This window comes from Rhizobium sp. 21-4511-3d, assembly GCF_053522545.1.
On sequence record NZ_JBNWCF010000006.1, the window covers coordinates 251,439 to 276,328 of the forward strand.

Here is a 24,890-nt window from a genome sequence, read left to right on the forward strand (position 1 = left end):
CAGCACAATGGCGCCGGGGCGGCTAGTCGCCCCGGCGCGATCCATATTGAAAACTACCCCGCAATCGCCACAGCGTCGCTCCAGGAAGCGGCGATCTGCGCCCGGTCCATCGAGCGGGCAATACGCCCGGCATCCATGATGACGGCGCGGTCGCACATATGCGCGACAACGCCGGGATCGTGGCTGACGAGGACGAATGTCATGCCCTCGGATGCCTTGAGATCGTTCAGCAGATTGAGGATTCCGGCCTGTACGGAAACGTCGAGCGCCGAAGTCGGCTCGTCGAGCAGCAGCAGCTTCGGCTTCAAAAGCAGCGCCCGGGCGATTGCCACGCGCTGGCGCTGACCGCCGGAAAGCTGATGCGGATAGCGGCCGGTAACAGTTGCCGGAAGACCGACCCGCTCAAGCGCGGTCCGCACCTGACCCTCCATATCGCGTTCGCCACGCAGCGACAGCGGCTCACCGAGAATGCGGGCGATGCGATGGCGCGGGTGGAGCGAGGAATAGGGATCCTGAAACACCATCTGGATGCTGGCGCGTAGCGCTCCGGTGATCTTCCGTCCTGGCTGCAGCGGCTCACCGGAAACGGCAATCGAGCCCTGCCAGTTGGTGTTGAGACCGGCGATGGCGCGAAGCACTGTCGTCTTGCCGCAACCCGATGGACCGATCAGCCCGAAGGTCTCGCCCGCGCCGACATCGAAGCTGACATCCCGCACCGCGGTGAAGCCCTTGTCGCGCCCCTGAAAGGTTACGGAGAGATTGGTGACGGACAGCGCGCTCATGGCTGCTCTCCATAGACCGGCAATCTCATTCCGTAAGTCGCGGCCGACGGACGGGCAGCCCAGAGGGCACGCGTATAGTCCGACTTGGCATTTGCGAGATCGGCCGACGCCATCTGTTCGTCGATCTTTCCGCGGCGCATCACCATCACACGATCGGCGTAACGCGACACCTGCTGCAGGTCGTGGCTGATCAGCAGCAATCCCATGCCAAGCTCCTCGCTCAGCGAGCGCAGCAGCGTGAGGATCTGATCCTGCAGCCCGCGATCAAGCGCGGAGGTCGGCTCGTCGGCGATCAGGAGCTTCGGGCGGTTGATCAGCATCGCAGCGATCATCACGCGCTGCCCCATGCCACCCGACAGCGCCGCCGGATAGCTGGAATAGATACGGCCGACATCCGGCAGGCCGACCTTGTCGAGCATATCGAGTGCGCGCTCCCGGCGCTCGGCGGCCGAGAGCTTGGTGTGAAGAAGCAGGGCTTCCTCCACCTGGCGGCCGATCCTGTGTGCCGGGTTCAGCGAGTATTTCGGATCCTGAAGGATCAGACCCATGCCGCTGCCGCGCAGGCTGTTCCAGCCCTTTTCGGGGAGGGCCGTCAGATCCTGCCCGTCGAAGGAAAGGCGCGCGGCCGCGACCTGTGCCCGTGACGGCAGCAGACCCATGATGGCGCGGCCGGTCATCGATTTTCCGGAGCCGGATTCTCCGACGAGTGCCACGACCTCGCGGCCGACCGAAAAGGATACGCCATCGACGATCCGCACCGGTCCGTTCGCCGATGGAAAGGAGATCGACAGATCCTCGACCTGAAGCAAGGGATCAGTCATGGCGGGGATCCAAAATGTCACGCAGGCCGTCGGCCAGCAAATTGAAGGCAAAGGACGTGATCAGGATGGCGATGCCGGGAACGGCGGCCACCCACCACTGGTCGAAGATCACCTGCGTGCCCTCCGAAACCATCGAGCCCCATTCCGCCGTCGGCGGACGCACGCCGAGGCCAAGGAAGCCGAGGCCCGCGGCGGCAAGGATGATGCCCGAAAGATCGAGCGCCAGGCGGATGATCGCCGAAGGCAGCACGAGCGGCAGGATATGCCCCCAGAGCAGCCTGATGCCGCGAATGCCGACCATTTCGGCGGCGGCCAGATAGTCGCTGCGTCTCAGCGCTGCCGTCTCGACCCGGGCCTGGCGCGCATAGGCGGGCCAGCTCGTCAGCGCGAGAGCCAGCGCCCCGTTGATCAGCCCAGGCCCCATGATCGCGACGAAGGCAAAGGCAAGCAGCAGGCGCGGGAAGGACATGACGATATCGGTCAGCCGCATCAGCACGCGCTCGATGATGCCGCCGAAGAAGCCCGCGAGAATGCCGACGAGTATTCCAAGCGGCGCCATCAGCAGCACGACGACGAGGACGAGCAGCAGTGTCGGGCGCGCGCCGTAGATGATGCGTGAGAGAATATCCCGGCCGAAACCGTCGGTGCCCAGCCAATGGGCCGCATCCGGCGGCATCAGCCGATTGGCCGTTTCCTGCAAGTTCGGATCGTAGGGCGCGATCCAGGGCGCAAAGAGCGCCAGCGCAAGGATGACGACAACGACCAGGCATCCTACGGCAGCGGCCGGTGAGCGCAGCAGACGTTGCAGAAAGACGGATCCGCCGAGCGGCGGCTGAACGGTCTCGCTCATCGCTTCTTCCCCGCTTCCAGCCGTGCGACGCCGAGATCGGTCAGCGCGTTGAGCAGCACGAAGGAGGCGCCGACGATCAGTGTGGCGCCGAGAATGGCCGGCATGTCGCCGGAAAACATCGCCGTCGTCAGATAGCGGCCGATACCGGGCCAGGCAAAGACGGTTTCGGTCAGCACCGCGCCTTCGAGAAGGCTGGCATAGGAAAGCGCGATCACCGTCAGCAGCGTCCCTGAAATATTAGGGAGGATATGGACGAAGACGATGCGGCGCAGGCTCGCGCCCTTGGCACGCGCCGTCGTCACATATTCCTGGCCGAGCTCGGTCAGCACTGCCGCGCGCGTCAGCCGCGAAATGGCGGCAAGCGCATGAAAGGCAAGCACCGTCGCAGGCAGCACGAGATGCGCCAGCGCATCGCGGAAGGCGCCCGCCTTGCCCGACATCCAGGTATCGATCAGGGCAAAGCCGGTGACCGGCTTGACCGTGAATTGAAAGACGACGTCGGCCCGGCCGGGTCCCGGCGCCCAATGCAGCCGGGCATAGAACAGGAGCAGCATCAGCAGCCCCAGCCAGAAAATCGGCACGGAATAGCCGAAGAGCGAAACGAACCGCGCCAGGCTATCCACCCATGTCCCCTGCCGCATCGCGGCGGCGATGCCGAGCGACAGACCGACAATCGCGCCGATGACGATCGCTGCGGTGGCGAGCTCGATCGTTGCGGGAAAAGTGCGGGCGATATCCTTGGCGACAGGTTGGCCCGTGGAGATCGACTGCCCGAAATTGCCCGACAGCGCCGTCTCGACATAGCGCAGGAACTGCAGCGGCAGCGGCTGGTCAAGCCCGAGCTCGACGCGCGCCTGCTCGTAGGTGGACTTGCTTGCGTGATCGCCGACGAGCTGCAGCGCCGGGTCGATCGGCGAAAGCCGCGTCATCGCGAACGTCACCAGCGCCAGGCCGAAAAGGGTCAGCGCGAATGACCAGAACCACTTGAAAAGAGGCCAGATGAAAGACAACTCCCGCCAGCTGTTTCGCTGACGGGAGTCGGTCATGCCGGCACTATTGTTCGTTGCCGTTTGCGGCACTTATTTTTCTACCTTGTCGTAATAGACCTGGTCTGCGTTCAGACCCTGCGCATAGTTCTTCACCTTGTCGCTTAGCACGACCGGATCGTTGCCTTGAAGCGTAAAGATGAAGGGCGAGCTCGCCTGGATCTTCTTCTGTAGATCCTGATAGAGCGCGATGCGCTTGGCCGGATCCTGTTCCTTGACGGCAGAAAGCGTCTCGTCCGTCAGTTCCGGGATAACCCAGCCGGCATATTTCGCCGCAGTGTTGGTCGAGTTGTCCCTGTTGATCGCGAAGGCGCTGGCATTGGAATGCGGATCGAAATAGTCCGGGATCCAGTAGCGCAGCGTCATCTCGAACTTGCCGGAGCGGCCGCGGGCATAGATGTCGCTCGCAACACCCGGCTGGATGTCCAGCGTGATGCCGGCTTGCGCAAAGGTCGACTGAAGCGACTGCGCGATCGAGAGATAGGGCTGATCGTTGAAGACGATGAATTCGATCTTGAACGGCGTCTTGATGCCAGCGTCGGCCAGGATCTTCTTCGCCTTCTCAGGATCGAGCTTGAACGGCGTGTCCGTCAGGGCGCCCGGGAAGCCGACCGGAAGGAAGGACTGGTGGACGCTGCTCTGGCCGCGCAGGAGGTTCTTGGCGATACCGTCATAGTCGACGAGATAGCGTGCCGCCTCCCAGAACGCCGGATTGCCGAGCGTCGGGTTCGCCTTGGTGTTGAGCAGGATATAATCGGTACGGGCGGAAGGAACAGAGAGAACCTTGATGCCGCTCTTGTCCTTCAACGCTTCGATCTGGTCCGCAGAGAGACCACGGGCGATATCGGCATCACCCTGCTCGACGAGCAGACGGCGGGCACCGACGTCAGGCACGTTGCGGATGATGACGTTTTCGAGCTTCGGCTTGTCCGACGAATTGGCATTCGCCTGCAGCACGAGGGCTTCATGCGGCGTGTAGGCAGCGATCGAGAAGGCGCCGCTGCCGGCCGAATTGGTCTTCAGCCAGCCATTGCCGAAGTCGTTATCCTTGACGTTGGCAGACACCGTCTGTTCGTCGACGACGGAGGCAATCGGGGCGGTCAGCAGCGAGAGCGCAAAACCGGCACCGACATCGGCGCTCCAAGTGAGCTTCACATGCTTGTCGTCCACCTTGGTGACGGCGCTGTCGACGGTCTCGGGCTTCCAGCCGAGTTCGTTGAGGATGAAGGCCGGAGACTTGTTGAGCTTGACGGCGCGCGTCAGCGAGAAGACCACATCTTCAGGACGAACCGGATTGCCGGAGGCGAATTTTGCATCGGCGAGCGCAAAGGTCAGGCTCTTGCCATCGCTGCCGGCTTCCCAGGAGGCGGCGAGCGCCGGCTCGATCTTCGTGCCATCGTCGCGGTTGGACTGCACGAGACGCTGGTAGAGGTTGTTGAAGGACTGCACCGTCGTCAGCTCGAAACCTTCGGCCGGATCGAAGCTCGTCGCGTCATCGATCGACTGGGCAACGACGAGCGTGTCGTTCGGGGTTTCGGCGTGAGCGGCAAGCGGGCCGAGCGCAAGGCTGAATGCGGCGCCAAGAAGCGCTCCCCGCCAAGATTGCAGCAACATTTTCGTCTCCTGATTATATTTATATGCGCGTTGGACCCGGCAGAGCGCCGCACGCTAACAAGTGCAACTTACTGCGCAGCCTCACCTTTCATCAGGCCCGATCGTTGCGATTATCACGGTGAAGTGAGAAAAAAATTCCCTGAGAAAGCCGAAATCCGGCGCTCCACAGAAACAGCCAAACGGGTTCTGCAACTGAAAGCTGGTTGAAAGCTTCGACCGGATACCTACAAGGCCGCATCGTGGAGGAGGCACAATGTTCGTGGCGAAATGCGATGCGCCCATTTTATCCCGGAGGAGACCTTCATGCGTTTCACACGCAATCTATTCAATGGAATCGCCCTTTCTGCCGTCGTCACCGCCGCATCGCTTGGCGCATCCGCCGCACATGCTGCCGATAAGATCACCATCATGGTCGGTGGCTACGAGAAGCAGATCTATCTGCCCGCCAAGCTTGCCGAGAGCCTCGGCTACTTCAAGGATGAAGGCCTGGATGTCGAGCTTCTGAACGAAGCCGCCGGCGTCGATGCCGAAAACCAGCTGCTGGCTGGCGCCGTTCAGGGCGTCGTCGGCTTCTACGACCACTGCGTAGACCTGCAGGCCAAGGGCAAGTTCGTCGAATCCATCGTCCAGTTCAGCCAGGCGCCGGGCGAAGTGGAACTCGTTTCCACCAAGCATCCCGAAATCAAGTCGCCGGCCGACTTCAAGGGCAAGAGCCTCGGCGTCACAGGCCTCGGCTCTTCGACCAATTTCCTCACCCTCTTCATGGCTTCCAAGGCCGGCCTGCAGCCGGGCGACGTCGTGACGGTTCCGGTCGGTGCCGGCGGCACTTTCATCGCCGCCATGCAGCAGGACCAGATCCAGGCGGGCATGACCACCGAGCCCACCATCTCGCGCATGCTGAAGACCGGCGAAGCCAAGGTTCTCGTCGACATGCGCACGGTCGATGCGACCCGCCAGGCGCTCGGCGGCACCTATCCGGCAGCCTCGCTCTATCTCGAAAGCTCCTGGGTGGACGAGCACAAGGAAGAAACCCAGAAGCTCGCCAACGCCTTCGTGAAGACACTGAAGTTCATCAACACGCATTCTGCGGCCGAAATCGCCGACAAGATGCCGAAGGATTTCTACGTCGGCGACAAGGATGGTTACATCAAGGCGCTTGAAGAAGGCAAAGGCATGTTCACGCCGGATGGCGTGATGCCGGAAGATGGCCCGAAGACGGTTCTGGCCGTGCTGTCCGAGTTCTCGAAGAACGTGAAGGGCAAGCAGATCGACCTCTCCAAGACCTACACAACCGAGTTCGTCAAGAACGCGAAGTAACTTCTGTCGCGACGGCTCCCGCCGGATGGCGGGAGCGCAGCGCGCTATGGGCACTGCGTGCACGCCCGCAGAGGCACGCATAGGTATCGCCATGCAGCAGGAAAACATGAAGACGCCTGCGGTCGAGCTGATCAATGTCAGCCGCCGCTTTGTCTCGCCGACCGGCAAGTCCCTCACCGCTCTCCGCGACTTCAACATGACCGTCGAACGCGGCGAGTTCGTTGCCGTCGTCGGCCCGACCGGATGCGGCAAGTCGACGACGCTCAACCTCGTGACCGGGCTCGCCCGGCCGAGCGCCGGCGAGGTGCGCCTGATGGGCGGCCCGATCACCGGCATCGACCGCCGCGTCGGCTTCGCCTTCCAGACCGATGCGCTCTTTCCCTGGAAGAACGTCATCGACAACGTGATGGCCGGGCCGCTGTTTCGCGGCAAGTCGAAGACAGAAGCCGAAAAGAGCGCCAAGGACTGGCTGGCCCGCGTCGGCCTGTCGAAATTCCTGCATCACTATCCGCATCAGCTTTCGGGCGGCATGCGCAAGCGCGTCTCGCTGGCGCAGACCTTCATCAACGAGCCGGAAATCCTGCTGATGGACGAGCCCTTCTCGGCGCTCGACGTGCAGACCCGCACCGTCATGCATGAAGAGCTGCTGAAGCTCTGGGCCGAGCGCAAGGCATCGGTGATCTTCGTCACCCACGACCTCGAGGAAGCCGTGGCTCTCGCCGACAAGGTCTATGTGCTGACGGCAGGCCCGGCGACGGTGAAATCGGTCTACACAATCGATCTGCCGCGGCCGCGCGTCGTGTCCGAGATCCGCTACGAGCCGAACTTCATCGATTACTGCAAGACCATCTGGGACGACCTTCGCGAAGAGGTGGAAACCAGCTACCGCCGCGCAAGCGAAGCGGCCTGAGGGAGGGGACAATGACTGATACGACAATTGGCGCAGGCTCGGCCGCGCTGTTTCGCCCGGGAACCTCGGATGCGGAAATCGAGGCATCCGCGATGAAGGCGATGAAGCGGCGCACCGCGCTTGTCCGCTTCTGGCAGATCGCCATCCTCGTCTTCGTCATCGGCATGTGGGAGCTGTCCTCCAACATGCAGTGGATCGATCCGTTCTTCTACTCGAGCCCGAGCGGCGTCATCGAGCGCCTGTACGAATGGGCGACCGAGGGCACGACCGAAGGCTCGCTCTGGTACAATCTGTGGGTCACGATGGAAGAGGCGCTGATCGGCTTCTTCGCCGGCTCGATCACCGGCGTCTTCGTCGGCATCGGCCTCGGCCGAAACCGTTTCCTCTCGGATATCTTCTCGGTCTATATCAAGGCGATCAATTCGATCCCGCGCGTCGTGCTGGCGCCGATCTTCATCATGATCATGGGTCTCGGCCTACCTTCCAAGGTGGCGCTCGCCTTCATCATGGTGTTCTTCGTGGTCTTCGCCAACGCCTTCCAGGGCGTGCGTGAAGCCGACCGCAACATGATCGCCAATGCCCGCATTCTCGGCGCCTCCGACTGGCAGGTGACCCGCACCGTCGTCATTCCCTCGGCGATGAGCTGGATCTTCGCCAGCCTTCACGTGTCGTTCGGCTTTGCAATCATCGGCGCCATCGTCGGCGAGTTCGTCGGCGCCCGCTTCGGTATCGGTCAGCTGATCTCGATCGCCAAGGGCACCTTCGACGCCGCCGGCATGTTCGCCGCGATCCTGCTGGTCATGGTGGTGACGCTCGTTGCCGAATACATCATGACGATCATCGAGAACCGTCTCGCCAAATGGCGGCCGCAGCAGCAGATGGACGTGCAATAAAAGAGGCCATCCTCCCAAGGCTTCGGAAGGCCGGATCGCGAGATCCGGCCTTTTTCATGCCGATCCCGCAGCCGCGACGGGAAGCCGGACGCTGATGACGAGACCGCCGCCATCAGCCTCCGCAAGGGCAACCGTGCCACCGGCACCATCGACCACCTCGCGGACGATCGCCAATCCCAGACCGCTGCCGTCGCCTTCGGTGCCGAGCACCCGATAGAAGCGCTCGAAGACCTGTTCGCGCTCATCGGCCGGAATGCCGGGACCGTTGTCCTCGACATCGAGAACGGCAAGTTCCCCTGCCCGGCGGACCGAAATAGTCACCCGGCCGCCGCGGCGGGTGTAGCGGATCGCATTGTCGACGAGATTGACGAGCATTTCCCGCAGCATCGTGCCGTCGCCCTCGACCGGCACGGGGCCTGAAACCTCCAAACCTAGATCGATATCGCGCTGGAGCGCCTGCTCGGCATGGGCTGCGACGATATCGCGGGCAGCGGCAGAAAGATCGATCGTATCGCTGCGCGGCCTCCGGCTTCCGGGCTCGGCGCGCGACAGCGTCAGAAGCTGACTTGCCAGACGCGACATGTGGCGGGTGCTGCTGCGCAGCGCCTGCAACGCCTCGTCGCGCTTCATCTCATCCGTCTCGCGCGCTGCCACGCTCGCCTGCGTCGACATCAGCGCCAGCGGCGTCCTGAGCTGATGCGCAGCATTCGACACGAAGCGCCGCTGCGCCGCCATCTGGTTCTGGACGCGCTCCATGTGATCGTTCAGCGCCCGCACGAGCGGCTGGAACTCTGTCTGGACCATGGCCGGCGACAACGGATCGAGCCGCTCGCGCCCGCGGGCGCGCACGGCATCGCGCAGGCGCAGTGCCGGTGCCAGTCCCCGCTGAAGGCCAATGATGGTGACCGCGCCTGCGAGCAGCACGAGAATGAACTGCTTGCTAAAATCGTCGAGCCACAGCCGCCGGCGCAGCGCATATTGGCTGTTGTGGGTGATCGCCACGGTGACCGAGATATCGCCATCGTCAGGCAGGCCGACGACCGGGTGATTGAGCGTCAGCGCCCGAACCGTCGAGTTGCGGAACGTCACGTCCTGGCCGGTGCGATCGACGGTCGGCAGCGGCAGATCGGGAAAGCCGCTGACCAGGTTTCCCCAGGCGGTGATCACCTGATAGAAGACCTGATCGCCATAGCCGGTATCGAACATCTCGAGCGCCGCAGGCGGAATATCCGCCTCGATATTGCCGCCCTCATCGACCCGCACCGCTTCGGCGATCACCCGCGCCGAACTCAGCAGCGTACGGTCGGAGACCAGCTTCGCGGTCTGGTCGGCCGTCCGGTAGCTGTCATAGAGATTGAAGCAGATTGCCCCGACGAGCGTCAGCACCACCCAGGCCAGAAGCTGGGCGCGCAGGCTTTGCCGCAAGCTCCACACACCCGTCAGCGCATTCCGCAGACGGCTCATCCTAGGACGCGTCCCGCAGCAGATATCCAAGCCCGCGCAGCGTCGCGATCTGGGCAGAGCTCGTCTCAAGTTTCTTCCGCAGCCGGTGGACGTAGATCTCGATGGCGCTCGGGTCCGCCTCGTCATCGAAACCGAAGACGCTTTCCGACAGCGCCGCCTTCGACACCGTCGTTCCGACCCGGGTGATCAGATGCTCGAGAACAGCATGTTCCCTGGGCGTCAGGGCGAGCGGCTCGCCATTGATAGAAAATTGCCGCGTCGCGCCTGCAAAGGTGAGATCGCCCACCACCACCTCGGGCGCCGCACGATCCTGCCCGCGCCGGACGATCGCCCTGATGCGCGCCTCCAGCTCGGCAATCTCGAAGGGCTTGGCGAGATAATCGTCAGCACCGCCATCCAGGCCGGCGACGCGGCCGTCGAGGCTGGCATTGGCCGTCAGGATGATGACGGGAACCCGCTCGCCACTCTGCCGCAGCCGCTTCAGAAGCGTCATGCCGTCGACTTTCGGGATCGAGAGATCGAGGATCACCGCCGAATAGCTCGCCACCTTGAGCATCAATTCGGCATCCTCACCATCAAAGGCTATGTCGACTGCATATTGTGCCTGGCGGAGCGCCTTTGCGAGCCAGTCGGCCAGCTCTCTATTGTCTTCGACGATGAGGATTTTCATGCGCTAGCTATATCATTTCCGGGAGCCGGAAAGAAAGCGTCCGGCCTTGCTGCGCGGGAGAAAAGCTCGCGTTTTCGCAGGGGATGCGGGCTCCCGGAAGGAGCCCGCTGACCTCGCTACCCGCTCAGGACTTTGTGGTGCTCGCGGTATAGATCTCGTCGATCGTCTTGCCGAGGCTGGTGTCGAATTCAGCATCCGCCATCGTCACCCTGAGGTCTTCGGTCAGCGCGCGTGAGAAGCTGGCGATCATGCCGTGGTTATGGCTGAGCTTGTCGCAGGCATCGGCGCGGGTGTAGCCGCCGGAGAGCGCCACAACGCGGATGACCGACTTGTGGTCGCTGAGCGGCTTGTAGAAATCGGCGACACTCGGAAGCGTAAGCTTCAGCATCACCTTCTTGCCTGCCGGCAGCGCATCGAGCTCGCGCAGGATTTCTTCGCGCAGGATTACCTCCGCCTCACGCTTGGTCGGGCTCTTGATGGAGACTTCAGGCTCGATGATCGGAACGAGACCGTGCTCGAGGATGCGCTGACCGACCGTGAACTGCTGATGTACGACGGCGGCAATGCCCGCCCGGTTCGCTTCAGCGATCACCGAGCGCATCTTGGTGCCGAAGATGCCCTTCTTGACCGCCCGCTCCAGCAGCCCATCGAGCTCCGGCATCGGCTTCAGCACCTGGACCCCATTGACCTCGGCCGCCAGTCCCTTGTCGACCTTGAGGAACGGCACGACGCCGCGCTCTTCCCAGAGGAATGTCGGCACAGGCTTACCTTTGGCCTCGCCATCCATGGTCTTTTCGAAGAGGATCGCGCCGATCACCTTGTCGCCGGAAAATGCCGGCGCCGTCATGATGCGCACGCGCATCTCGTGCATCAGCCGGAACATTTCGTCTTCGCCGCTGTAATCGCTATCGGCGATGCCGTAGAGGCGCAAAGCCCCCGGCGTCGAGCCGCCGCTCTGGTCGAGCGCTGCGATGAAACCCGCTTTGTCAGCCATCTGAGACATCATTTTTGCATCAGCCATTATTTTCCCCATTGCGCTGCAACTCGCGCGTTTCAGAAGACGGCATCGAACCGGGCAGCCGCCCGGCGCAAAAGCAACGTCTCACATTCCTGCACAAACGGCCACCTTCTTGCGAAGGCGGCCGGAGCTAAAAATGGAGCAGGCTGAGCCCGGCTCAAGACGGGCGTATGGAGCAAATTATTGTGTCAGGCGCGGCAGACCTGTTGCGGCCACCTGGCCGATGGTTTTGAAGGCCGCCGTTAGGTCGGTAGCGTTCTCGGCGTAGAAGAAAGTCGCCGCAGATGTCGCGCATTTCGACAGCAGGTTCTTACCCTGGTCGGAGGCGCTGAAGGCAACGGTATAGACGGTGATGCCCTTGCTCTTTGCAGTGGCGCAATGGGTCAGCGTCGTCGTGTCGTCGGACGACGAGGAGTTTTCGCCGTCGGTCATGAAGACGATCGCCTTGTTTGGCGTCAGGCCGTTCTTGTTCTTGTGGATCGTGTCTTCACTGGTCGAGTTCAGCGCATCGAGCGCCACCTTGAAGGCGCCCGTCGAGCTCGTGCCTCCGGTCGGGGTCAGCGCATCGATATAGTTATCGGTTGCCGACCAGCCCCAGGCGAGCGGCGTCTCCGTCTGCTTTGCGGAATTGTAGGACACGGCGCCAGTGCGGATCAGGCCGGCGCTGGGGTCGGCGGTCGCAAAGGTGCTGAACAGCGTGTCTGCCGCCAGCTTCAGTGCCTCGATGCGCTGATAGTAGCAGGGCGTCTTGCTGCCGCCGTCTTTGATCGTGCTGGCATTCGGCATGTAGTAATAGTGGCAGGGCTGCGTCGTCGACTTGATCGAGGTCGTGCTCGTCTGCATCGAGCCCGAGCGGTCGAGCACCAGATACATCGACAGCGAATTGCTTGCGCCGCGCGACGAGGTCGACCGGCTGCTGATGGAGATCTTCGCAGTCTGCTGGTTGAAGACACTCATCATCGGCGACAGCGCCATGGAAAGATCGAAGGCAAGATCGACGGTATAGGTTTTGCTGTTGTTGACGCCGGTGACCGTCGAGACGGTGATCTGCGGCGAGACAGTCAGGCCCTCGCCTGTCATCTGGCCCTTCAGATAGTCCGTCGCCAGCGATTTCGCCTGCGCCTCGGTAATGCCGTTCGATGCCAGCGCCGAAGATGCCGCGAGTGCCGCGCCATCGGCGTAGTTCTGCAGGTTCTGCTTCGTCAGCAGCATATTGGAGAAATCGACGGCGACGCCCGCCGATCCGATCAGAACCGGCATCAGCACCGCCGTCATGATCCCGAAATTACCGCCGATATCACTGACGAATGCACGAATTCTACGCTTGAACATCCTGGCCCCCGCCGCTTTTGTTTCGGCCAGCATCTCCCGCCGCTAATTAAGATCGGCCTTCAATTGACGGGAGACGGACGGAGATTTCGGAAATATCCTTAAGAATTACAATGCTTTCCAGTTGGTAAAGGCAGTGCGGACCGTCCAGAGGGCGCCACGCCGCCTAGATAAGAAACGCATCATCGATGGGAATCTGCATGGCCGTCAGCAGGTGGTTGTTCTGCCCCGCAAGCGCGATCACCGAGAGCAGTTCGGCATGCTGGGCCTCGGTCATCCCCCGCGCCTTTGCCGCTGCGGTATGCGAGTGGACGCAATAGGAGCAGCTGTTTGCCGTCGAGACGGCGATGTAGATCATCTCGCGCGTCAGCGGGTCGAGCGCGCCTTCGGCCGACATCACCGTCTTCACCCCTTCCCAGGTCCGCTTCAGAAGGGCGGGATCGTTGGCGAGGCCGCGCCAGAAGTTGTTGACGAAATCTGACTTGCGGGTGGCTCTGATGTCGTCGAACACCGCCTTGGCAGCGGGATTTGCTTCGACTTCGGCATCGGTGAGGAGCTTGACGGTGGCCATTGCGGTTCCTTTCCTGATCAAGAACCGTGAACCTACATGATTTTCCGCGGCTTGCAGCCGGGCGGCGCGAATTCTTCGCCTGCCCCGGGGCTCACCTGACGGACCGGCCATCCCGAAATCTTGCGATACCTCTATCGGTGTGCATATGACACTGAAAATCAGAACGAATCTAATTTAGAGAGCGCAAATGTCCCTCACCCAAAGCGGATCAGCGGATATCGGTTCTGCCGCCGATTTGGCGGAGGCCGGCGTCTTCACCTGGGATCTCGGCACCGACACCGTCTATGCCGATACGACATTGGCAGCCCTCTTCGGCTTCGATGCCGAGGTCGCCCAGTCGGGACAACCGATCATTCACTTCCTCGACCGCATCGATGCGGTCGACAAGCCGCGCATCGCGCAGGCGATCCACGAGGCGATCGTTACCGGCGCGGCCTATCAGCAGGACTACGACATCCTGCGCCCCGACGGCACGCGCGCAAGTGTCTCGGCCTTTGGCCGCTGCTTCCGTGACGCCGCGGGTACGCCGTCGCATTATGCCGGTATCGTCTGCCCGAAGGCGGATGAGCGCGCGCCGCAGGACAGCCTCTTCTGGCACTGCCTGCAGGCCTATCACCTCGCCCGCCAATGCGGCCAATGGGATATGGTGCGCCATCTGGAGCTGGCGCTCAAAGAATTCGGCCACCCGCTGCGGGCGACGGAAGCCATGCACTGAGCCAGCGCTGGAGCTGATCGCGCGGCAGGCGAAAAATACCACTTCCCTTCGATGGCAATCGGATGCATCTCTTCGGCCCTGCGCCGGCGGGTGTCGCCGGCGGTTCGAATGAGAATGGATAAGCATCATGATGCAGCAGGTATGGAACCACCCGGTCGCCGCCATTACCGAAACCGAGCGCGCCGAACGCCTTGAAAGCCTGCGCCGCCGCATGCGCGAACAGGGCATCGCCGCCACCCTGCTCGGCCCGACCGAGAGCCTGCGCTATTTCACCGGCCTCGTCTGGCACCTCAGCGAGCGCCTGCTCGGCGCCGTCGTCACGGACGACAAGCTCACCTATATCGTTCCGGGCTTCGAACTCAGCCGCGTCGAGACCCTGCCGCACCTGCCGGGTGAGATCGCCGTATGGCAGGAAGAGGAAAGCCCGGCTGCCCTCGTTGCCGCGCTCGCGGGCGACAAAGGCCTGCTTGCACTCGACGATGCGCTGCCGCTTGCCTTCTACCACGCCTTTTCAAAGGTCATGGATCCGGCGCGCCTCGTCGACGGCGGCCCGCTCATCAACGGCCTTCGTCTCATCAAGTCGCCCGCCGAAATCGCCCTGATCAAATACGCAATGGGCCTTACCCTCGATATCCACGCCAAGGTGCGCGGCATGCTGCAGCCTGGTATCGCCGCCTCCGAAGTGATCCGCTATATCGACCAGCAGCATCGCGCCGCCGGAGCCGATAACGGCTCGAGCTTCTGCATCGTCTCCTTCGGCGGTGCCACGGCGCTGCCGCATGGCGCCGATGGCGAGCAGATCCTGCAGAAGGGCGATGTCATTCTGGTCGATACCGGCTGCCGTCTCGACGGCTATCACTCGGATTTGACGCGCACCTATATGCTTGATGGCGGCAATGCCGAATTCGAGCGCGCCTGGACGATCGAGCGCGCCGGGCAGCAGGCCGTGTTCGATGGGGCCAAGCTCGGCGCTGCCTGCGAAACGCTCGATGCCGCCGCCCGCGAAACCTTTGGCAGCCACGGCCTCGGCCCGGACTATCGCCTGCCCGGCCTGCCGCATCGCGCCGGCCACGGCCTTGGCCTGGAAATCCACGAGGGTCCGTTTATCGTGCGCGGCAACAAGACGCCGCTTGCCGCCGGCATGTGCTTCTCGAACGAACCGATGGTGGTCTTCCCCGGCCAGTTCGGCGTTCGCCTCGAAGACCATATCTACATGAGCGAAACCGGCGCCAACTGGTTCACGCATCCGGCGAAAGACCCTGTCTCGGTCTGATCGCTGACGAAACAGCAAATGCAAAACGGCCTGCGCGAGATACCCGCGCAGGCCGTTTTCATTTTGGCGAAGCCTGGATCAGCCGGCCGGATGCGCTTCTCTTCGGGCAAGCTTGCCCTCTTCGGCCTTGTAGAAATACTGGCTGGCAACCAGCCACCCCTTCAGAGGCCTCAGCGGCGGAATGCAGGTGAGCGCCATGAACGGGCCGGTGACCAGGAACTGAACCCAAAGCGGCGCCGAGAAGGCGACTTCGAGCCAGACGCCGAGCAGCACGCTTGGCACGCAGGCAAAGCAGATGACGAAGAAGGCCGGGCCGTCCGCCGGGTCGGCGAAGGAATAGTCCAGGCCGCAGGCCTCGCATTCGGTTTTCAGCGTCAGGAAGCCATTGAACATGTGCCCCTGCCCGCAACGCGGACAACGGCCGCGCACGCCGGTCTGCATGGGAGGAAGAGGAGGATAATCGGTATCCACGGCAGTCTCGCTTTTCGGGTTGCGAGGCATCCTTAAATGCATTCAATGCCTCAAAATGTATGCATACAATATAATTACATTGAACGCGGATTGCTAGTCTATTAGTCACAATGCCGCAGGATTGTGGGAAGAGGATTAATGGAGCCCTTCCGCGCGTCCCCGGCGCTTAACGATAGCGCCGGCAAACGCAAAAAGCGGGCACAACGGCCCGCCTTCATCAAAGTCGATCAAATGAAGCGTCAGAAGAAGGACGCGGTCATCTCAGGCGGCCCTTCGAGCGCATGCGCCATGAAATCCAGCGCGCCACGCAGCCTCTCGCGGCTGATCGGGCCGCCGACGCAGACGCGAACGGCTTCGGCGGCCGCACCATCGACAGTAAAGACATCGCTGGCGACGACGCCGATGCCGGAACTGCGCATATGGCTGCCGAAGGTCGAGCGGGTCCAGCCATTGGTCAGCGGCAGCCAGATATTGAAGCTGATCGGATCGGCCCTGTAGCTTCCCTCCGGCAGGATGCCGGCCACCATCTGCTGACGGGCGGCGGCCTCGGCGCGGATGAAGCGCAGGATGGTGTCGGCCGTGCCATCCTCGATCCAGCGCGTTGCCAGCGCCAGATTGAGCGGCGAGGCCATGACATTATTGGTGCGCATGGCGCTGACGAAGGGCCAGATCGCCTTGGTATCGGGCGCCACGACGAAGGCAAGCCGCAGCCCGGCGCCGATGCATTTCGCCAGCCCGCCGATATGCCAGGTCAGGTCGGGCGCGATGGCAGCGAGCGGCGGCGGGCCATGCAGCGGAATGAAACCATAGGCGTCGTCCTCGACGATCGGCACATAGTATCTGCGGGCAACGGCCGCGATTTCCTCGCGCCGGCGCTCCGGAATGGTCAGCGTCAGCGGGTTTTGCAGCGTCGGATTGAGATAGAGCGCCTTCGGCTTCAGCCGCTCGCAGGCATCCGCCAGCGCATCCGGCAGAATGCCCTCCTCGTCCATCGGCAGGCCGGAAAGGTTGAGCCGCAGCTGTGCCGCGATCGAGCGCATGCCGGGATAGGTGATGTTTTCGGAGAGAACCGTATCGCCCGGCCGCGCCAGCAGGCCGAAGATCGCCAGCAGCGCCGGGTGTGCGCCGGGGGTGACGAAGATGCGCTCCTGCGATGGCACGAGGCCACGGCGGCTGAGCCAGGCGGCCGCCGCCTCCTTGTCCATGCCGGAACCGCCGAAGCCCTGATAGCGCAGCAACGGAATGAGATTGGTGGCAACCGCCGACATGCCCTCGCGCATGCGGTCGAGCAGCTCGGGATCATCGGGCTCGGGCGGCAGGTTCATCGAGAAGTCGACGACGGAAGCGCGGCGCGGATCGGGCGCTGCATCGGAAGCAAAGCCGCGGCGCTCCTTGTCCTGACCGCCGGTGATGAAGGTACCACGCCCGACATGCGAGCCGACCAGCCCGCGCTTCTGCGCCTCGACATAGCCGCGAGCGACAGTGGTGAAGTCGATATTGAGCCTGCGTGCAAGCTCACGCTGCGGCGGCAGCCGGTCGCCGACCGCAAGCACGCCGCTACGCAGATCCATCTCGATCAGATCGGCGATCGCCATATAGCGAGGGCTGGAGGAACGGCTGAGGTCGGGATGCCAGTCTTTCATTTCATATCCGCAATTCGTGATCGTCGTCGGAAGGGAATCCGGGGACATTGATGGTATATTGTTGCACCCTCGTCCTGTCACGCGAAATCACGGCGACAATCGGCCGCCGCGCAACGGCGGAATGCCGCATCTGCAGCTCGGCAGAGCAAAACAGCTGACATTTGATTGCATATTGAATGCATTCATTCAAGTCATAGATGCACTCATTTTTGGCAGGGAACTGCACGCCATTTTAGCGGCAATCCAAGCGATCATCGACATTGAATGCAATATTGATCGCATTTCCTGTGATTTTGACTGCTATTTGTGCAGATTCAATCTGGCACGGTGCTTGCAATTCAATGGCTGTACCCCGCGACAGGGGCCTGACTTCAAACACAGGAGCCATTCATGCCCGCAGTTACCGCACCGGCCCACGCAGATGGAGACTTCTTCGTCGACTACGAAGACAAGGTCTTTGAAGACGTCCAGGCAAAGGAGGGCGAGAAGGCCCTCATCACCTTCCATACCGTCGCCTTCGAAGGCTCGATCGGCCTCGTCAACCTGCTGCAGGCCAAGCGCCTGAAGCGCAAGGGCTTCGAGACCTCGGTGCTGCTCTACGGCCCGGGCGTCACACTCGGCGTGCAGCGCGGCTTCCCCAAACTCGGCATGGAAGCCTTCCCCGGTCATCTGAACTTCAACAACCAGATCAAGGGCTTCATGGATGAGGGCGGCAAGGTCTATGCCTGCCGCTTTGCGCTGCAGGCGCTTTACGGACACGGCGAACCCTCTCTGATCCCCGGCATCACGCCGATCAGCCCGCTCGATGTGCTCGACCTGATCCTGCTCCACCGCCGCGACGGCGCCTTCATCCTCGATACCTGGACGCTCTGACCCCCGCTCCCTTCTCCCCGCCGGGGAGAGGGGAAACCGAAGCAAGGATTTTTTTGCCATGGAGAAGAAACTGACCGTCCGGGCCGCCGCCGCGCAGATCGCTCCCGATCTGACCTCCCGGGAGAAGACTCTGGCGCGCGTGCTCGACGCCATCCGCGAGGCGGCGTCGAAAGGTGCCGAGCTGATCGTCTTCCCGGAGACCTTCGTTCCCTGGTATCCGTATTTCTCCTTCGTGCTGCCACCCGTCCTTTCTGGACGCGAGCACGTTCGCCTCTACGAGGAGGCCGTCACCATCCCGAGCCCGGCAACCGATGCCGTCGCGGCTGCCGCCCGTGAGCACGGCATCGTCGTGGCCCTCGGCGTCAACGAGCGGGATCACGGCTCGCTCTACAATACCCAGCTCCTCTTCGATGCCGACGGCAAATTACTGCTGAAGCGGCGCAAGATCACCCCCACCTTCCACGAGCGAATGATCTGGGGCCAGGGCGATGGTTCCGGGCTCACTGTCGTCGATAGCCGCATCGGCCGGCTCGGCGCGCTCGCCTGCTGGGAGCATTACAATCCGCTCGCCCGCTACGCACTGATGGCGCAGCACGAGGAAATCCATATTGCCCAGTTCCCGGGCTCGATGGTCGGCCCGATCTTCGCCGAGCAGATGGAAGTGACGATCCGGCACCATGCGCTGGAAAGCGGCTGCTTCGTCGTCAACGCCACGGGCTGGCTGACCGACGAGCAGATCGTCTCGATCACGCCGGACCAGAATCTGCAGAAGGCGCTGCGCGGCGGCTGCATGACGGCGATCATCTCGCCCGAGGGCAAGCATCTGGCGCCGCCGATTACCGAGGGCGAAGGCATCCTGATCGCCGATCTCGACATGAGCCTGATCACCAAGCGCAAACGGATGATGGACTCGGTCGGCCACTACGCCCGCCCCGAACTGCTTCACCTCGTCATCGATGGCCGCGCCACCGCGCCGATGATCGCTTCCCAGAATTCTTTCGAAACCGCAGCCGCAAGGAGCAACACCGATGGATACCAGTACGACGACACGTCTTCCGACCGAGATCCTGATCAACGAGTTGCAGTCCTACGGAGCCAGGCTGGTTGATCCCAAGGCCGGGCACGAGAGCCGCCGCGGCGGCGCCGGTCCGTCCGACCATAAGCCGATGACCATCGACGGGATGACCGTCATGGTACCGGTGCACACCGCCCCGGCCTTTGAAAGCCCCTATCTGGTGGACAAGCCTGATGAAGAGGGCAAGAGCCGCATCAGCCGCGATGGCCGCGTGCTCGGCGAGGTCTCGTTCCCGCTGCGCCCCCGCTTCTACGAGCGCACAACGGCGGATGGCGTCCCCTATTCGCAGATCGCCGTGCTGCATGGCCGCGATGTACTGGCAACGACGGTGCTGCAGACCTGCATCCGCTATCAGAGCCGCACCAAGACCTGTCAGTTCTGCGCCATCGGCCAGTCGCTCGCCGCCGGCCGCACCATCGCCCACAAGACGCCGGAGCAGCTTGCCGAGGTGGCGAAGGCCGCCATCGAGCTCGATGGCGTCAAGCATATGGTGATGACGACGGGCACGCCGAAGGGTCCGGATCGCGGCGCCTCCATCCTCGCCGACAGCGCCCGTGCCATCAAGGCGGCGGTCGATATCCCGATCCAGGCGCAATGCGAGCCGCCGGAAGACGATGCCTGGTTCCAGATCATGAAGGATGCTGGCGTCGATGCGCTCGGCATGCATCTCGAGGTCGTCACACCGGAGGTGCGCGCCCGCATCATGCCCGGCAAGGCGCAGGTCTCGATCGAGAAATACATGGCGTCCTTCAAGGCGGCAGTCGAGGTATTCGGCCGCGGCCAGGTCTCCACCTATATCCTCGCCGGTCTCGGCGATACCCGCGAAGCGATCCTCGACATCTGCGAGAAGCTGGTGGCGATCGGCGTCTATCCCTTCGTCGTGCCCTTTGTGCCGATCTCCGGAACGCCGCTCGAAAGCCACCCGGCGCCGAAGCCGGATTTCATGCATTCGATCCTTGGACCGCTGTCGAAGATGCTGGTCGATAGCGGCCTGAAGGCCGTCGATATCAAGGCCGGCTGTGGCAAATGCGGCGCCTGCTCGGCCCTTTCGACCTACGAAAGGATGCTGACCAAATGATGCACGAACCCTTCGCTCCCTACCGCGCCGCGGAATTCCAAGTGAAGTTCGCCACCTCGTCCTGGGAAAGGCAGCAGGCACATGCGCTGCGCCGCACCGTCTTCTGCGAGGAGCAGAAGATTTTCGACGGCGATGATCGCGACGCGATCGACGACCACGCCATCCCGATCGTCGCGCTCTCGATGATGGGCGTCGCCTCAGACCGGCTGGCCGGGACGGTGCGTATTCATGAGGAGGAGCCCGGGCTCTGGTGGGGCTCGCGCCTCGCCGTCCACGAGGATTTCCGCAAGATCGGAGCGCTCGGTGCGACGCTGATCAAGCTCGCCGTCTCCTCGGCCAATGCCATGGGCTGCCGCACGTTCCTTGCCAATGTGCAGGTGCAGAACGGCCTGCTCTTCCGCCGCCTGCATTGGGATGTCGTCGAGGAATTCGAGATCTACGGCAAGCCGCATCTGCGGATGAAGGCCGATCTCGCCTGGTATCCGCCCTGCCCGACACCGGAGGCCGGTTTCGTGGCACTACCAAAGAAGGCGGCGTGATGGGCGAAGCAATCGACATCGCGGCGCTGGCCGAAAAGCTCCGGGCATCCGCGAGCATGGCTGCAAAGGCTGATATTGGGTTTGCGGCGGAGAGTTTGGGGTTGATGGGAGCTGCAAACCCCTCCCCAACCCCTCCCCACAAGGGTGAGGCGCCAACCCAGCCGCACTCGCTGCGTCATCTTGGCGGGACGGCGCCGCACGTCCTCTTGTCGCCAGCCATCCCCGTCGGCGACGATTGCGCCGCGCTGCCGGATGGCGACGGCTATCTGCTGTTTGCCATCGAAGGCTTCATCAACGAGTTCGTCACCGCCGATCCGTGGTTGGCCGGCTGGTGCGGGGTGATGGTCAATATCTCGGATGTCGCCGCCATGGGCGGACGGCCGGTCGCTGTCGTCGATGCGCTCTGGGCGAATGGCGAGGAGAATGCCGCTCCAGTGCTGGAAGGCATGCGGGCGGCGGCACAGACCTATGGCGTGCCGATCGTCGGCGGTCACACCAATATCCGCACCGACCGCCACCAGCTCTCCGTCGCCATTCTCGGCCGGGCGAAAAGGCTGCTGACCAGCTTCGACGCCCGCCCCGGCGATGTGCTGATCGCCGCGGTCGATCATCGCGGCCGCTACCGCGAGCCCTTTAACAACTGGGAAGCAGCGACAGACGCGCCGCCTGCCCGGCTGCGCGGAGATCTGGAAATCCTGCCCGAAATCGCCGAGGCCGGATTGGCGCTCGCCGCCAAGGATATCAGCCAGGGCGGCATTCCCGGCACCGCGATCATGCTCGCCGAATGCTCCGGCGTCGGCATCGAGATCGACGTCGCGGCGATCCCGCTGCCATCAGGCGTGACGCTCGACCGCTGGCTCGCGACTTTCCCGAGCTACGGCTATCTGCTGTCGGTCGCGCCGGAGAATGTCGACGCCGTTATTTCCAGGTTCTCGGCCCGCGGCATCACAGCCGCCGCAATCGGCACGGTCGTACCAGGCAGCGAGGTTGCGATCACTGACGGCACTGCGCGCGCCGTCATCCGCGACTATGCGGCCACCCCGCTGCTGCGGCTCGGCCCCTCCGCGAACACCGGGAGGATGCGGCATGACCCGCCCGCTGCGCATCGCCATGCTCTCGCACTCCACCAACCCGCGCGGCGGCGTCGTCCACGCCATGCAGCTCTCCGAGGCACTGACCGCGCTCGGGCACGATGTCGTGCTGCATGCGCCGGATGCAAAGGGGACAGGTTTTTTCAGGGCAACGGCATGCCAGACAGTCTGCATACCAGTTGCCCAGCCCGCAAACGCTGAGACTACAGCCCCCTCACCCTACCCTCTCCCCGAGGGGAAAGGGGATGTTGAGCAAGCCGCAGATTCCTTCTCCCCATCGGGGAGAAGGTGCCGGCAGGCGGATGAGGGGGCCGCGAACTCCATGCTCTCGGACATGACTGTAATGGTCGAACAGCGCATTGCCGACTACCTTGATCACTTCGACAATCCCGCCAACCGCGATTTCGACCTCTACCACGCCCACGACGGCATTTCGGGCAATGCGCTGGCAACGCTCAAGGAACGTGGCCTCATCGCCGGCTTCGCCCGCACGGTCCATCATATCGACCAGTTCAGCGATGCCAGGCTGATGGCGCTGCAGGACCGGTCGATCGACAATGCTGACCTGTTCTTCACCGTCAGCGCCCTGTGGCGCGACAGGCTGAAGCGCGAACGCGGGATTTCCTCGACCATCGTCGGCAACGGCGTCGATACCGCCCGCTTCTCTCCATCCGCCGATGGTTCGGCGCTGCGCCGCAAGCTCGGCCTGCCCGCAGGGCCGGTCTTCCTGTCGGTCGGCGGCATCGAGGAGCGCAAGAATACGCTCTCGATGCTCGAAGCCTTCCGGCAGGTGCGCGCCATCCGCCCCGACGCACAGTTCGTCATCGCCGGTGGCGCATCACTGCTGGATCACCGCGGCTATCAGGGCGAGTTTCGCGCAGCCGTCGCCGCCCTTGGCGATCATGCGGGGGCCGTCCATATCCTCGGCACAGTCGCCGATGAGGACATGCCTGCGCTTTACCGCCTCGCCGATACGCTGGTCTTTGCGTCCGTCAAGGAGGGCTTCGGTCTTGTCGTGCTGGAAGCGATGGCAAGCGGCATTCCTGTTGTCGTCTCCTCGATTGCGCCCTTCACCGAATATCTCGGCTCCGGCGATACCATCTGGTGCGATCCGAACAACCCCGCCTCGATTGCCGAAGCTATGGCTATTTCGCTGATGCCGCCGGTGCGGCAGCGGCTGGTCCCGCGCGGCCTGGTGATCGCCGCCGGTCATGGCTGGCGGCGCACCGCCGCTGCCCATCTCGACGCCTACGAGACATTGAGGGAGCCTGCCCATGCCTGAAATGCGCTTCGTCATCGCCTGGCCCGATGGCCGGGAGGAAACCTGCTACTCGCCCTCGCTGGTGATCCGCGACTTCTTCGAGGAAGGCCAGACCTATCCGATCCGCGACTTTCTCGACCGCAGCCGTCAGGCACTTGGCATCGCCAGCGACCGGGTCGAGGCGAAATACGGCTACCCCTGCTCACTCGCCCGCGGCCAGCTCGCCCGCATCGAGGAGGCCGGTGCCCGCTTCTTATCCGACGCCGATGCGCGCGTGCGCTGCCAAAGCTTCATTTTCTGAAAGGAACGTCCCATGACATTTCTCCTCAAGCCGCATTACAGCACTGCCGTGATCGGCGGCGGACAGGCCGGTCTTTCCGCCAGCCATTATCTGAAGAAGCACGACATCGATCATGTCGTCTTCGAGAAGAAGACGGTGGCGCACAAATGGAAGAACGAGCGCTGGGATGCCTTCTGCCTGGTGACGCCAAACTGGCAGTGCCAGCTTCCCGATCATCCCTATGACGGCGACGATCCGCACGGCTTCATGGTGAAGGATGAAATCATCGGCTATGTCGACCGCTTCGTGAAGAAGGTGAATGCGCCGGTGCTGGAAGGCACCAGCGTCACCTCGCTGGAAAAGACCGGCGATCTCTTCAAGATCGAGACCTCGGCTGGCAGCATCACCGCCGACAGCGTCATCATTGCCACCAGCCTCTACAGCGCGCCCGCAATACCGCGCGCCGCCGAGCGGCTGCCCGACGATATCCTGCAGATCCACACGGCCGATTACCGCAATCCAAGCCTGCTGCCGGACGGTGCCGTCGTCGTCGTCGGTTCGGGCCAATCCGGCTGCCAGATCGCCGAGGATCTGCATCTGGCCGGGCGCAAGGTGCATATGGTCACCGGCAACGCGCCGCGCTGCGCCCGCTTCTATCGCGGCCGCGATGTGGTGGACTGGCTGGCCGATGTCGGCCAGTACGACATCACCGTCGAGCATGACGGCATGACCAAGAAAAAGCACGACACCAACCACTATCTCACCGGGCGCGATGGCGGCCGTGACCTCGATCTGCGCAAGTTTGCCCTCGAAGGCATGGCGCTCTATGGCCGCATGGAAGGCGTCTCGAACGGCAAGATGCTGTTTGCGCCCAATCTGAAATCCAACCTCGACAATGCCGACCGCGTCTATAACGGCATCAACGCGCTGATCGACCGCCACATCGCTGAAAAGGGCATCGATGCGCCGCCCGCGAACGTCTATACGCCGCTGTGGGAACCCGAGGGCGAACCGGCCGAACTCGATCTCAAGGCGGCAGGCATCACGTCGGTGATCTGGGCGACAGGCTTCTCGCCAGACTGGTCCTATGTCGGCCTGCCGATCTTCGACGGTACTGGCTACCCCGTCCAGCGGCGCGGCGTCACCGGCATCGATGGCGTCTATGTGCTGGGGCTGCCGTGGCTGTGGACCTGGGGCTCCGGTCGCTTCCTTGCCGTCGGCAAGGATGCCGAACATGTCGTCGGCCACCTCGCCGGGCATCTGGAAAGCGGCCGGCCAGTGCTGAAACAGGCGGCGGGCGGCTGAG

General features: G+C 63.1%; 24 protein-coding genes and 1 pseudogene. 13 read left to right on the plus strand and 12 right to left on the minus strand.

Translation table 11 applies throughout. The features are described from left to right. Nucleotides 1–53: 53 nt before the first annotated feature. The 5 genes from ACQZ5H_RS15630 to ACQZ5H_RS15650 are packed head-to-tail and all read right to left on the minus strand — an operon-like array spanning nt 54 to nt 5,113. Entirely contained in the window at nt 54–782 is a 729-nt protein-coding gene (locus tag ACQZ5H_RS15630) for an ABC transporter ATP-binding protein (RefSeq protein ID WP_449098278.1), read from the minus strand. Next, the gene (locus ACQZ5H_RS15635) at nt 779–1,603 is read right to left on the minus strand and encodes an ATP-binding cassette domain-containing protein (protein WP_449098279.1); all 825 of its coding nucleotides are present in this window, start codon (nt 1,601–1,603) and stop codon (nt 779–781) included. The genes ACQZ5H_RS15630 and ACQZ5H_RS15635 overlap by 4 nt, the downstream gene beginning before the upstream one ends. Continuing rightward, a complete protein-coding gene (locus ACQZ5H_RS15640; protein ID WP_449098280.1) occupies nt 1,596–2,453 on the minus strand; it encodes an ABC transporter permease in 858 nt (285 codons plus the stop codon). The genes ACQZ5H_RS15635 and ACQZ5H_RS15640 overlap by 8 nt, the downstream gene beginning before the upstream one ends. After that, complete coding sequence (locus ACQZ5H_RS15645; RefSeq protein ID WP_449098281.1) at nt 2,450–3,532, minus strand: ABC transporter permease; 1,083 nt, start codon at nt 3,530–3,532, stop codon at nt 2,450–2,452. Before ACQZ5H_RS15645 ends, ACQZ5H_RS15640 begins: the two co-directional genes overlap by 4 nt. Continuing rightward, nucleotides 3,533–5,113, minus strand: a complete 1,581-nt coding sequence (locus tag ACQZ5H_RS15650) for an ABC transporter substrate-binding protein (RefSeq protein ID WP_449098282.1) — start codon at nt 5,111–5,113, stop codon at nt 3,533–3,535. A 303-nt stretch (nt 5,114–5,416) separates the two neighbouring features. On the opposite strand from ACQZ5H_RS15650, the gene ACQZ5H_RS15655 reads away from it, so the two are divergent. The 3 genes from ACQZ5H_RS15655 (at nt 5,417) to ACQZ5H_RS15665 (ending at nt 8,233) form a co-directional block, all read left to right on the plus strand. Beyond that, on the plus strand, nt 5,417–6,430 hold the full coding sequence (locus ACQZ5H_RS15655; RefSeq protein ID WP_112711220.1) for an ABC transporter substrate-binding protein: 1,014 nt from the start codon (nt 5,417–5,419) through the stop codon (nt 6,428–6,430). Nucleotides 6,431–6,521: 91 nt separating this feature from the next. Continuing rightward, nucleotides 6,522–7,340 carry an ABC transporter ATP-binding protein gene (locus tag ACQZ5H_RS15660; protein ID WP_449098283.1) on the plus strand — a complete coding sequence of 273 codons (819 nt, stop codon included), beginning with the start codon at nt 6,522–6,524 and terminating at the stop codon, nt 7,338–7,340. Nucleotides 7,341–7,351: 11 nt separating this feature from the next. After that, entirely contained in the window at nt 7,352–8,233 is an 882-nt protein-coding gene (locus ACQZ5H_RS15665; protein WP_449098284.1) for an ABC transporter permease, read from the plus strand. A 54-nt stretch (nt 8,234–8,287) separates the two neighbouring features. Here ACQZ5H_RS15665 and ACQZ5H_RS15670 read toward each other — a convergent pair whose 3' ends face one another. The 5 genes from ACQZ5H_RS15670 to ACQZ5H_RS15690 form a co-directional block, all read right to left on the minus strand. Continuing rightward, nucleotides 8,288–9,697, minus strand: coding sequence for a sensor histidine kinase (locus tag ACQZ5H_RS15670; RefSeq protein ID WP_449098285.1), 1,410 nt, complete (start codon nt 9,695–9,697; stop codon nt 8,288–8,290). Between the two features lies 1 nt (nt 9,698). Next, entirely contained in the window at nt 9,699–10,367 is a 669-nt protein-coding gene (locus tag ACQZ5H_RS15675; RefSeq protein ID WP_413712313.1) for a response regulator, read from the minus strand. A 124-nt stretch (nt 10,368–10,491) separates the two neighbouring features. Next, nucleotides 10,492–11,388: a fructose bisphosphate aldolase gene (locus ACQZ5H_RS15680; protein WP_130281643.1), complete on the minus strand. Its 897-nt coding sequence runs from the start codon at nt 11,386–11,388 to the stop codon at nt 10,492–10,494. 177 nt (nt 11,389–11,565) lie between these two features. Continuing rightward, on the minus strand, nt 11,566–12,717 hold the full coding sequence (locus ACQZ5H_RS15685) for a vWA domain-containing protein (RefSeq protein ID WP_199628296.1): 1,152 nt from the start codon (nt 12,715–12,717) through the stop codon (nt 11,566–11,568). A 163-nt stretch (nt 12,718–12,880) separates the two neighbouring features. Further along, the gene (locus ACQZ5H_RS15690; RefSeq protein WP_449098286.1) at nt 12,881–13,285 is read right to left on the minus strand and encodes a carboxymuconolactone decarboxylase family protein; all 405 of its coding nucleotides are present in this window, start codon (nt 13,283–13,285) and stop codon (nt 12,881–12,883) included. Between the two features lie 187 nt (nt 13,286–13,472). On the opposite strand from ACQZ5H_RS15690, the gene ACQZ5H_RS15695 reads away from it, so the two are divergent. Together ACQZ5H_RS15695 and ACQZ5H_RS15700 are read left to right on the plus strand one after the other, a co-directional pair. Continuing rightward, nucleotides 13,473–14,000: a PAS domain-containing protein gene (locus ACQZ5H_RS15695; RefSeq protein ID WP_449098287.1), complete on the plus strand. Its 528-nt coding sequence runs from the start codon at nt 13,473–13,475 to the stop codon at nt 13,998–14,000. A gap of 127 nt (nt 14,001–14,127) precedes the next feature. Further along, nucleotides 14,128–15,273 (plus strand): M24 family metallopeptidase, encoded by a 1,146-nt coding sequence (locus ACQZ5H_RS15700; protein WP_449098288.1) that lies wholly within the window; start codon nt 14,128–14,130, stop codon nt 15,271–15,273. Between the two features lie 78 nt (nt 15,274–15,351). On the opposite strand, the gene ACQZ5H_RS15705 is transcribed toward ACQZ5H_RS15700, so the two are convergent. After that, on the minus strand, nt 15,352–15,744 hold the full coding sequence (locus tag ACQZ5H_RS15705) for a DUF983 domain-containing protein (protein WP_112711335.1): 393 nt from the start codon (nt 15,742–15,744) through the stop codon (nt 15,352–15,354). A gap of 239 nt (nt 15,745–15,983) precedes the next feature. After that, nucleotides 15,984–17,387, minus strand: coding sequence for an aminotransferase-like domain-containing protein (locus ACQZ5H_RS15710; protein WP_449098289.1), 1,404 nt, complete (start codon nt 17,385–17,387; stop codon nt 15,984–15,986). A gap of 390 nt (nt 17,388–17,777) precedes the next feature. Here ACQZ5H_RS15710 and ACQZ5H_RS15715 point away from each other — a divergent pair, with 390 nt between their 5' ends. The 8 genes and pseudogenes from ACQZ5H_RS15715 to ACQZ5H_RS15750 all read left to right on the plus strand — a co-directional run bounded on the left by ACQZ5H_RS15715 (nt 17,778) and on the right by ACQZ5H_RS15750 (nt 24,889). Next, on the plus strand, nt 17,778–18,260 hold the full coding sequence (locus ACQZ5H_RS15715; protein ID WP_112711228.1) for an MSMEG_0572/Sll0783 family nitrogen starvation response protein: 483 nt from the start codon (nt 17,778–17,780) through the stop codon (nt 18,258–18,260). 58 nt (nt 18,261–18,318) lie between these two features. Continuing rightward, nucleotides 18,319–19,368: a Nit6803 family nitrilase gene (locus ACQZ5H_RS15720; protein WP_449098290.1), complete on the plus strand. Its 1,050-nt coding sequence runs from the start codon at nt 18,319–18,321 to the stop codon at nt 19,366–19,368. Then, the gene (locus ACQZ5H_RS15725) at nt 19,289–20,413 is read left to right on the plus strand and encodes an MSMEG_0568 family radical SAM protein (protein ID WP_449098291.1); all 1,125 of its coding nucleotides are present in this window, start codon (nt 19,289–19,291) and stop codon (nt 20,411–20,413) included. Before ACQZ5H_RS15720 ends, ACQZ5H_RS15725 begins: the two co-directional genes overlap by 80 nt. After that, on the plus strand, nt 20,410–20,952 hold the full coding sequence (locus ACQZ5H_RS15730; RefSeq protein WP_449098292.1) for an MSMEG_0567/Sll0786 family nitrogen starvation N-acetyltransferase: 543 nt from the start codon (nt 20,410–20,412) through the stop codon (nt 20,950–20,952). The genes ACQZ5H_RS15725 and ACQZ5H_RS15730 overlap by 4 nt, the downstream gene beginning before the upstream one ends. Beyond that, nucleotides 20,952–22,010: pseudogene (locus ACQZ5H_RS15735) on the plus strand (sll0787 family AIR synthase-like protein); the annotation flags it as partial. The gene ACQZ5H_RS15730 and the pseudogene ACQZ5H_RS15735, both read left to right, overlap by 1 nt. A 28-nt stretch (nt 22,011–22,038) precedes the next feature. Further along, the gene (locus ACQZ5H_RS15740) at nt 22,039–23,325 is read left to right on the plus strand and encodes an MSMEG_0565 family glycosyltransferase (RefSeq protein WP_449098293.1); all 1,287 of its coding nucleotides are present in this window, start codon (nt 22,039–22,041) and stop codon (nt 23,323–23,325) included. After that, the gene (locus tag ACQZ5H_RS15745; protein ID WP_199628304.1) at nt 23,318–23,605 is read left to right on the plus strand and encodes an MSMEG_0570 family nitrogen starvation response protein; all 288 of its coding nucleotides are present in this window, start codon (nt 23,318–23,320) and stop codon (nt 23,603–23,605) included. Before ACQZ5H_RS15740 ends, ACQZ5H_RS15745 begins: the two co-directional genes overlap by 8 nt. 12 nt (nt 23,606–23,617) lie before the next feature. Next, nucleotides 23,618–24,889 carry an MSMEG_0569 family flavin-dependent oxidoreductase gene (locus ACQZ5H_RS15750; RefSeq protein ID WP_449098294.1) on the plus strand — a complete coding sequence of 424 codons (1,272 nt, stop codon included), beginning with the start codon at nt 23,618–23,620 and terminating at the stop codon, nt 24,887–24,889. Nucleotide 24,890: the final 1 nt, after the last annotated feature.

Excerpts from the sequence above, each read along its gene's own strand:
- ACQZ5H_RS15715 (WP_112711228.1), top strand. The coding sequence starts at position 17,778 with ATGCCCGCAGTTACCGCACCGGCCCACGCAGATGGAGACTTCTTCGTC.
- ACQZ5H_RS15655 (WP_112711220.1), top strand. The coding sequence starts at position 5,417 with ATGCGTTTCACACGCAATCTATTCAATGGAATCGCCCTTTCTGCCGTC.
- ACQZ5H_RS15640 (WP_449098280.1), bottom strand. The coding sequence starts at position 2,453 with ATGAGCGAGACCGTTCAGCCGCCGCTCGGCGGATCCGTCTTTCTGCAA.
- ACQZ5H_RS15670 (WP_449098285.1), bottom strand. The coding sequence starts at position 9,697 with ATGAGCCGTCTGCGGAATGCGCTGACGGGTGTGTGGAGCTTGCGGCAA.
- ACQZ5H_RS15665 (WP_449098284.1), top strand. The coding sequence starts at position 7,352 with ATGACTGATACGACAATTGGCGCAGGCTCGGCCGCGCTGTTTCGCCCG.
- ACQZ5H_RS15635 (WP_449098279.1), bottom strand. The coding sequence starts at position 1,603 with ATGACTGATCCCTTGCTTCAGGTCGAGGATCTGTCGATCTCCTTTCCA.
- ACQZ5H_RS15660 (WP_449098283.1), top strand. The coding sequence starts at position 6,522 with ATGCAGCAGGAAAACATGAAGACGCCTGCGGTCGAGCTGATCAATGTC.
- ACQZ5H_RS15750 (WP_449098294.1), top strand. The coding sequence starts at position 23,618 with ATGACATTTCTCCTCAAGCCGCATTACAGCACTGCCGTGATCGGCGGC.
- ACQZ5H_RS15630 (WP_449098278.1), bottom strand. The coding sequence starts at position 782 with ATGAGCGCGCTGTCCGTCACCAATCTCTCCGTAACCTTTCAGGGGCGC.
- ACQZ5H_RS15690 (WP_449098286.1), bottom strand. The coding sequence starts at position 13,285 with ATGGCCACCGTCAAGCTCCTCACCGATGCCGAAGTCGAAGCAAATCCC.
- ACQZ5H_RS15675 (WP_413712313.1), bottom strand. The coding sequence starts at position 10,367 with ATGAAAATCCTCATCGTCGAAGACAATAGAGAGCTGGCCGACTGGCTC.
- ACQZ5H_RS15700 (WP_449098288.1), top strand. The coding sequence starts at position 14,128 with ATGATGCAGCAGGTATGGAACCACCCGGTCGCCGCCATTACCGAAACC.
- ACQZ5H_RS15730 (WP_449098292.1), top strand. The coding sequence starts at position 20,410 with ATGATGCACGAACCCTTCGCTCCCTACCGCGCCGCGGAATTCCAAGTG.
- ACQZ5H_RS15740 (WP_449098293.1), top strand. The coding sequence starts at position 22,039 with ATGACCCGCCCGCTGCGCATCGCCATGCTCTCGCACTCCACCAACCCG.
- ACQZ5H_RS15650 (WP_449098282.1), bottom strand. The coding sequence starts at position 5,113 with ATGTTGCTGCAATCTTGGCGGGGAGCGCTTCTTGGCGCCGCATTCAGC.
- ACQZ5H_RS15680 (WP_130281643.1), bottom strand. The coding sequence starts at position 11,388 with ATGGCTGATGCAAAAATGATGTCTCAGATGGCTGACAAAGCGGGTTTC.
- ACQZ5H_RS15710 (WP_449098289.1), bottom strand. The coding sequence starts at position 17,387 with ATGAAAGACTGGCATCCCGACCTCAGCCGTTCCTCCAGCCCTCGCTAT.
- ACQZ5H_RS15685 (WP_199628296.1), bottom strand. The coding sequence starts at position 12,717 with ATGTTCAAGCGTAGAATTCGTGCATTCGTCAGTGATATCGGCGGTAAT.
- ACQZ5H_RS15745 (WP_199628304.1), top strand. The coding sequence starts at position 23,318 with ATGCCTGAAATGCGCTTCGTCATCGCCTGGCCCGATGGCCGGGAGGAA.
- ACQZ5H_RS15695 (WP_449098287.1), top strand. The coding sequence starts at position 13,473 with ATGTCCCTCACCCAAAGCGGATCAGCGGATATCGGTTCTGCCGCCGAT.
- ACQZ5H_RS15720 (WP_449098290.1), top strand. The coding sequence starts at position 18,319 with ATGGAGAAGAAACTGACCGTCCGGGCCGCCGCCGCGCAGATCGCTCCC.
- ACQZ5H_RS15725 (WP_449098291.1), top strand. The coding sequence starts at position 19,289 with ATGGATACCAGTACGACGACACGTCTTCCGACCGAGATCCTGATCAAC.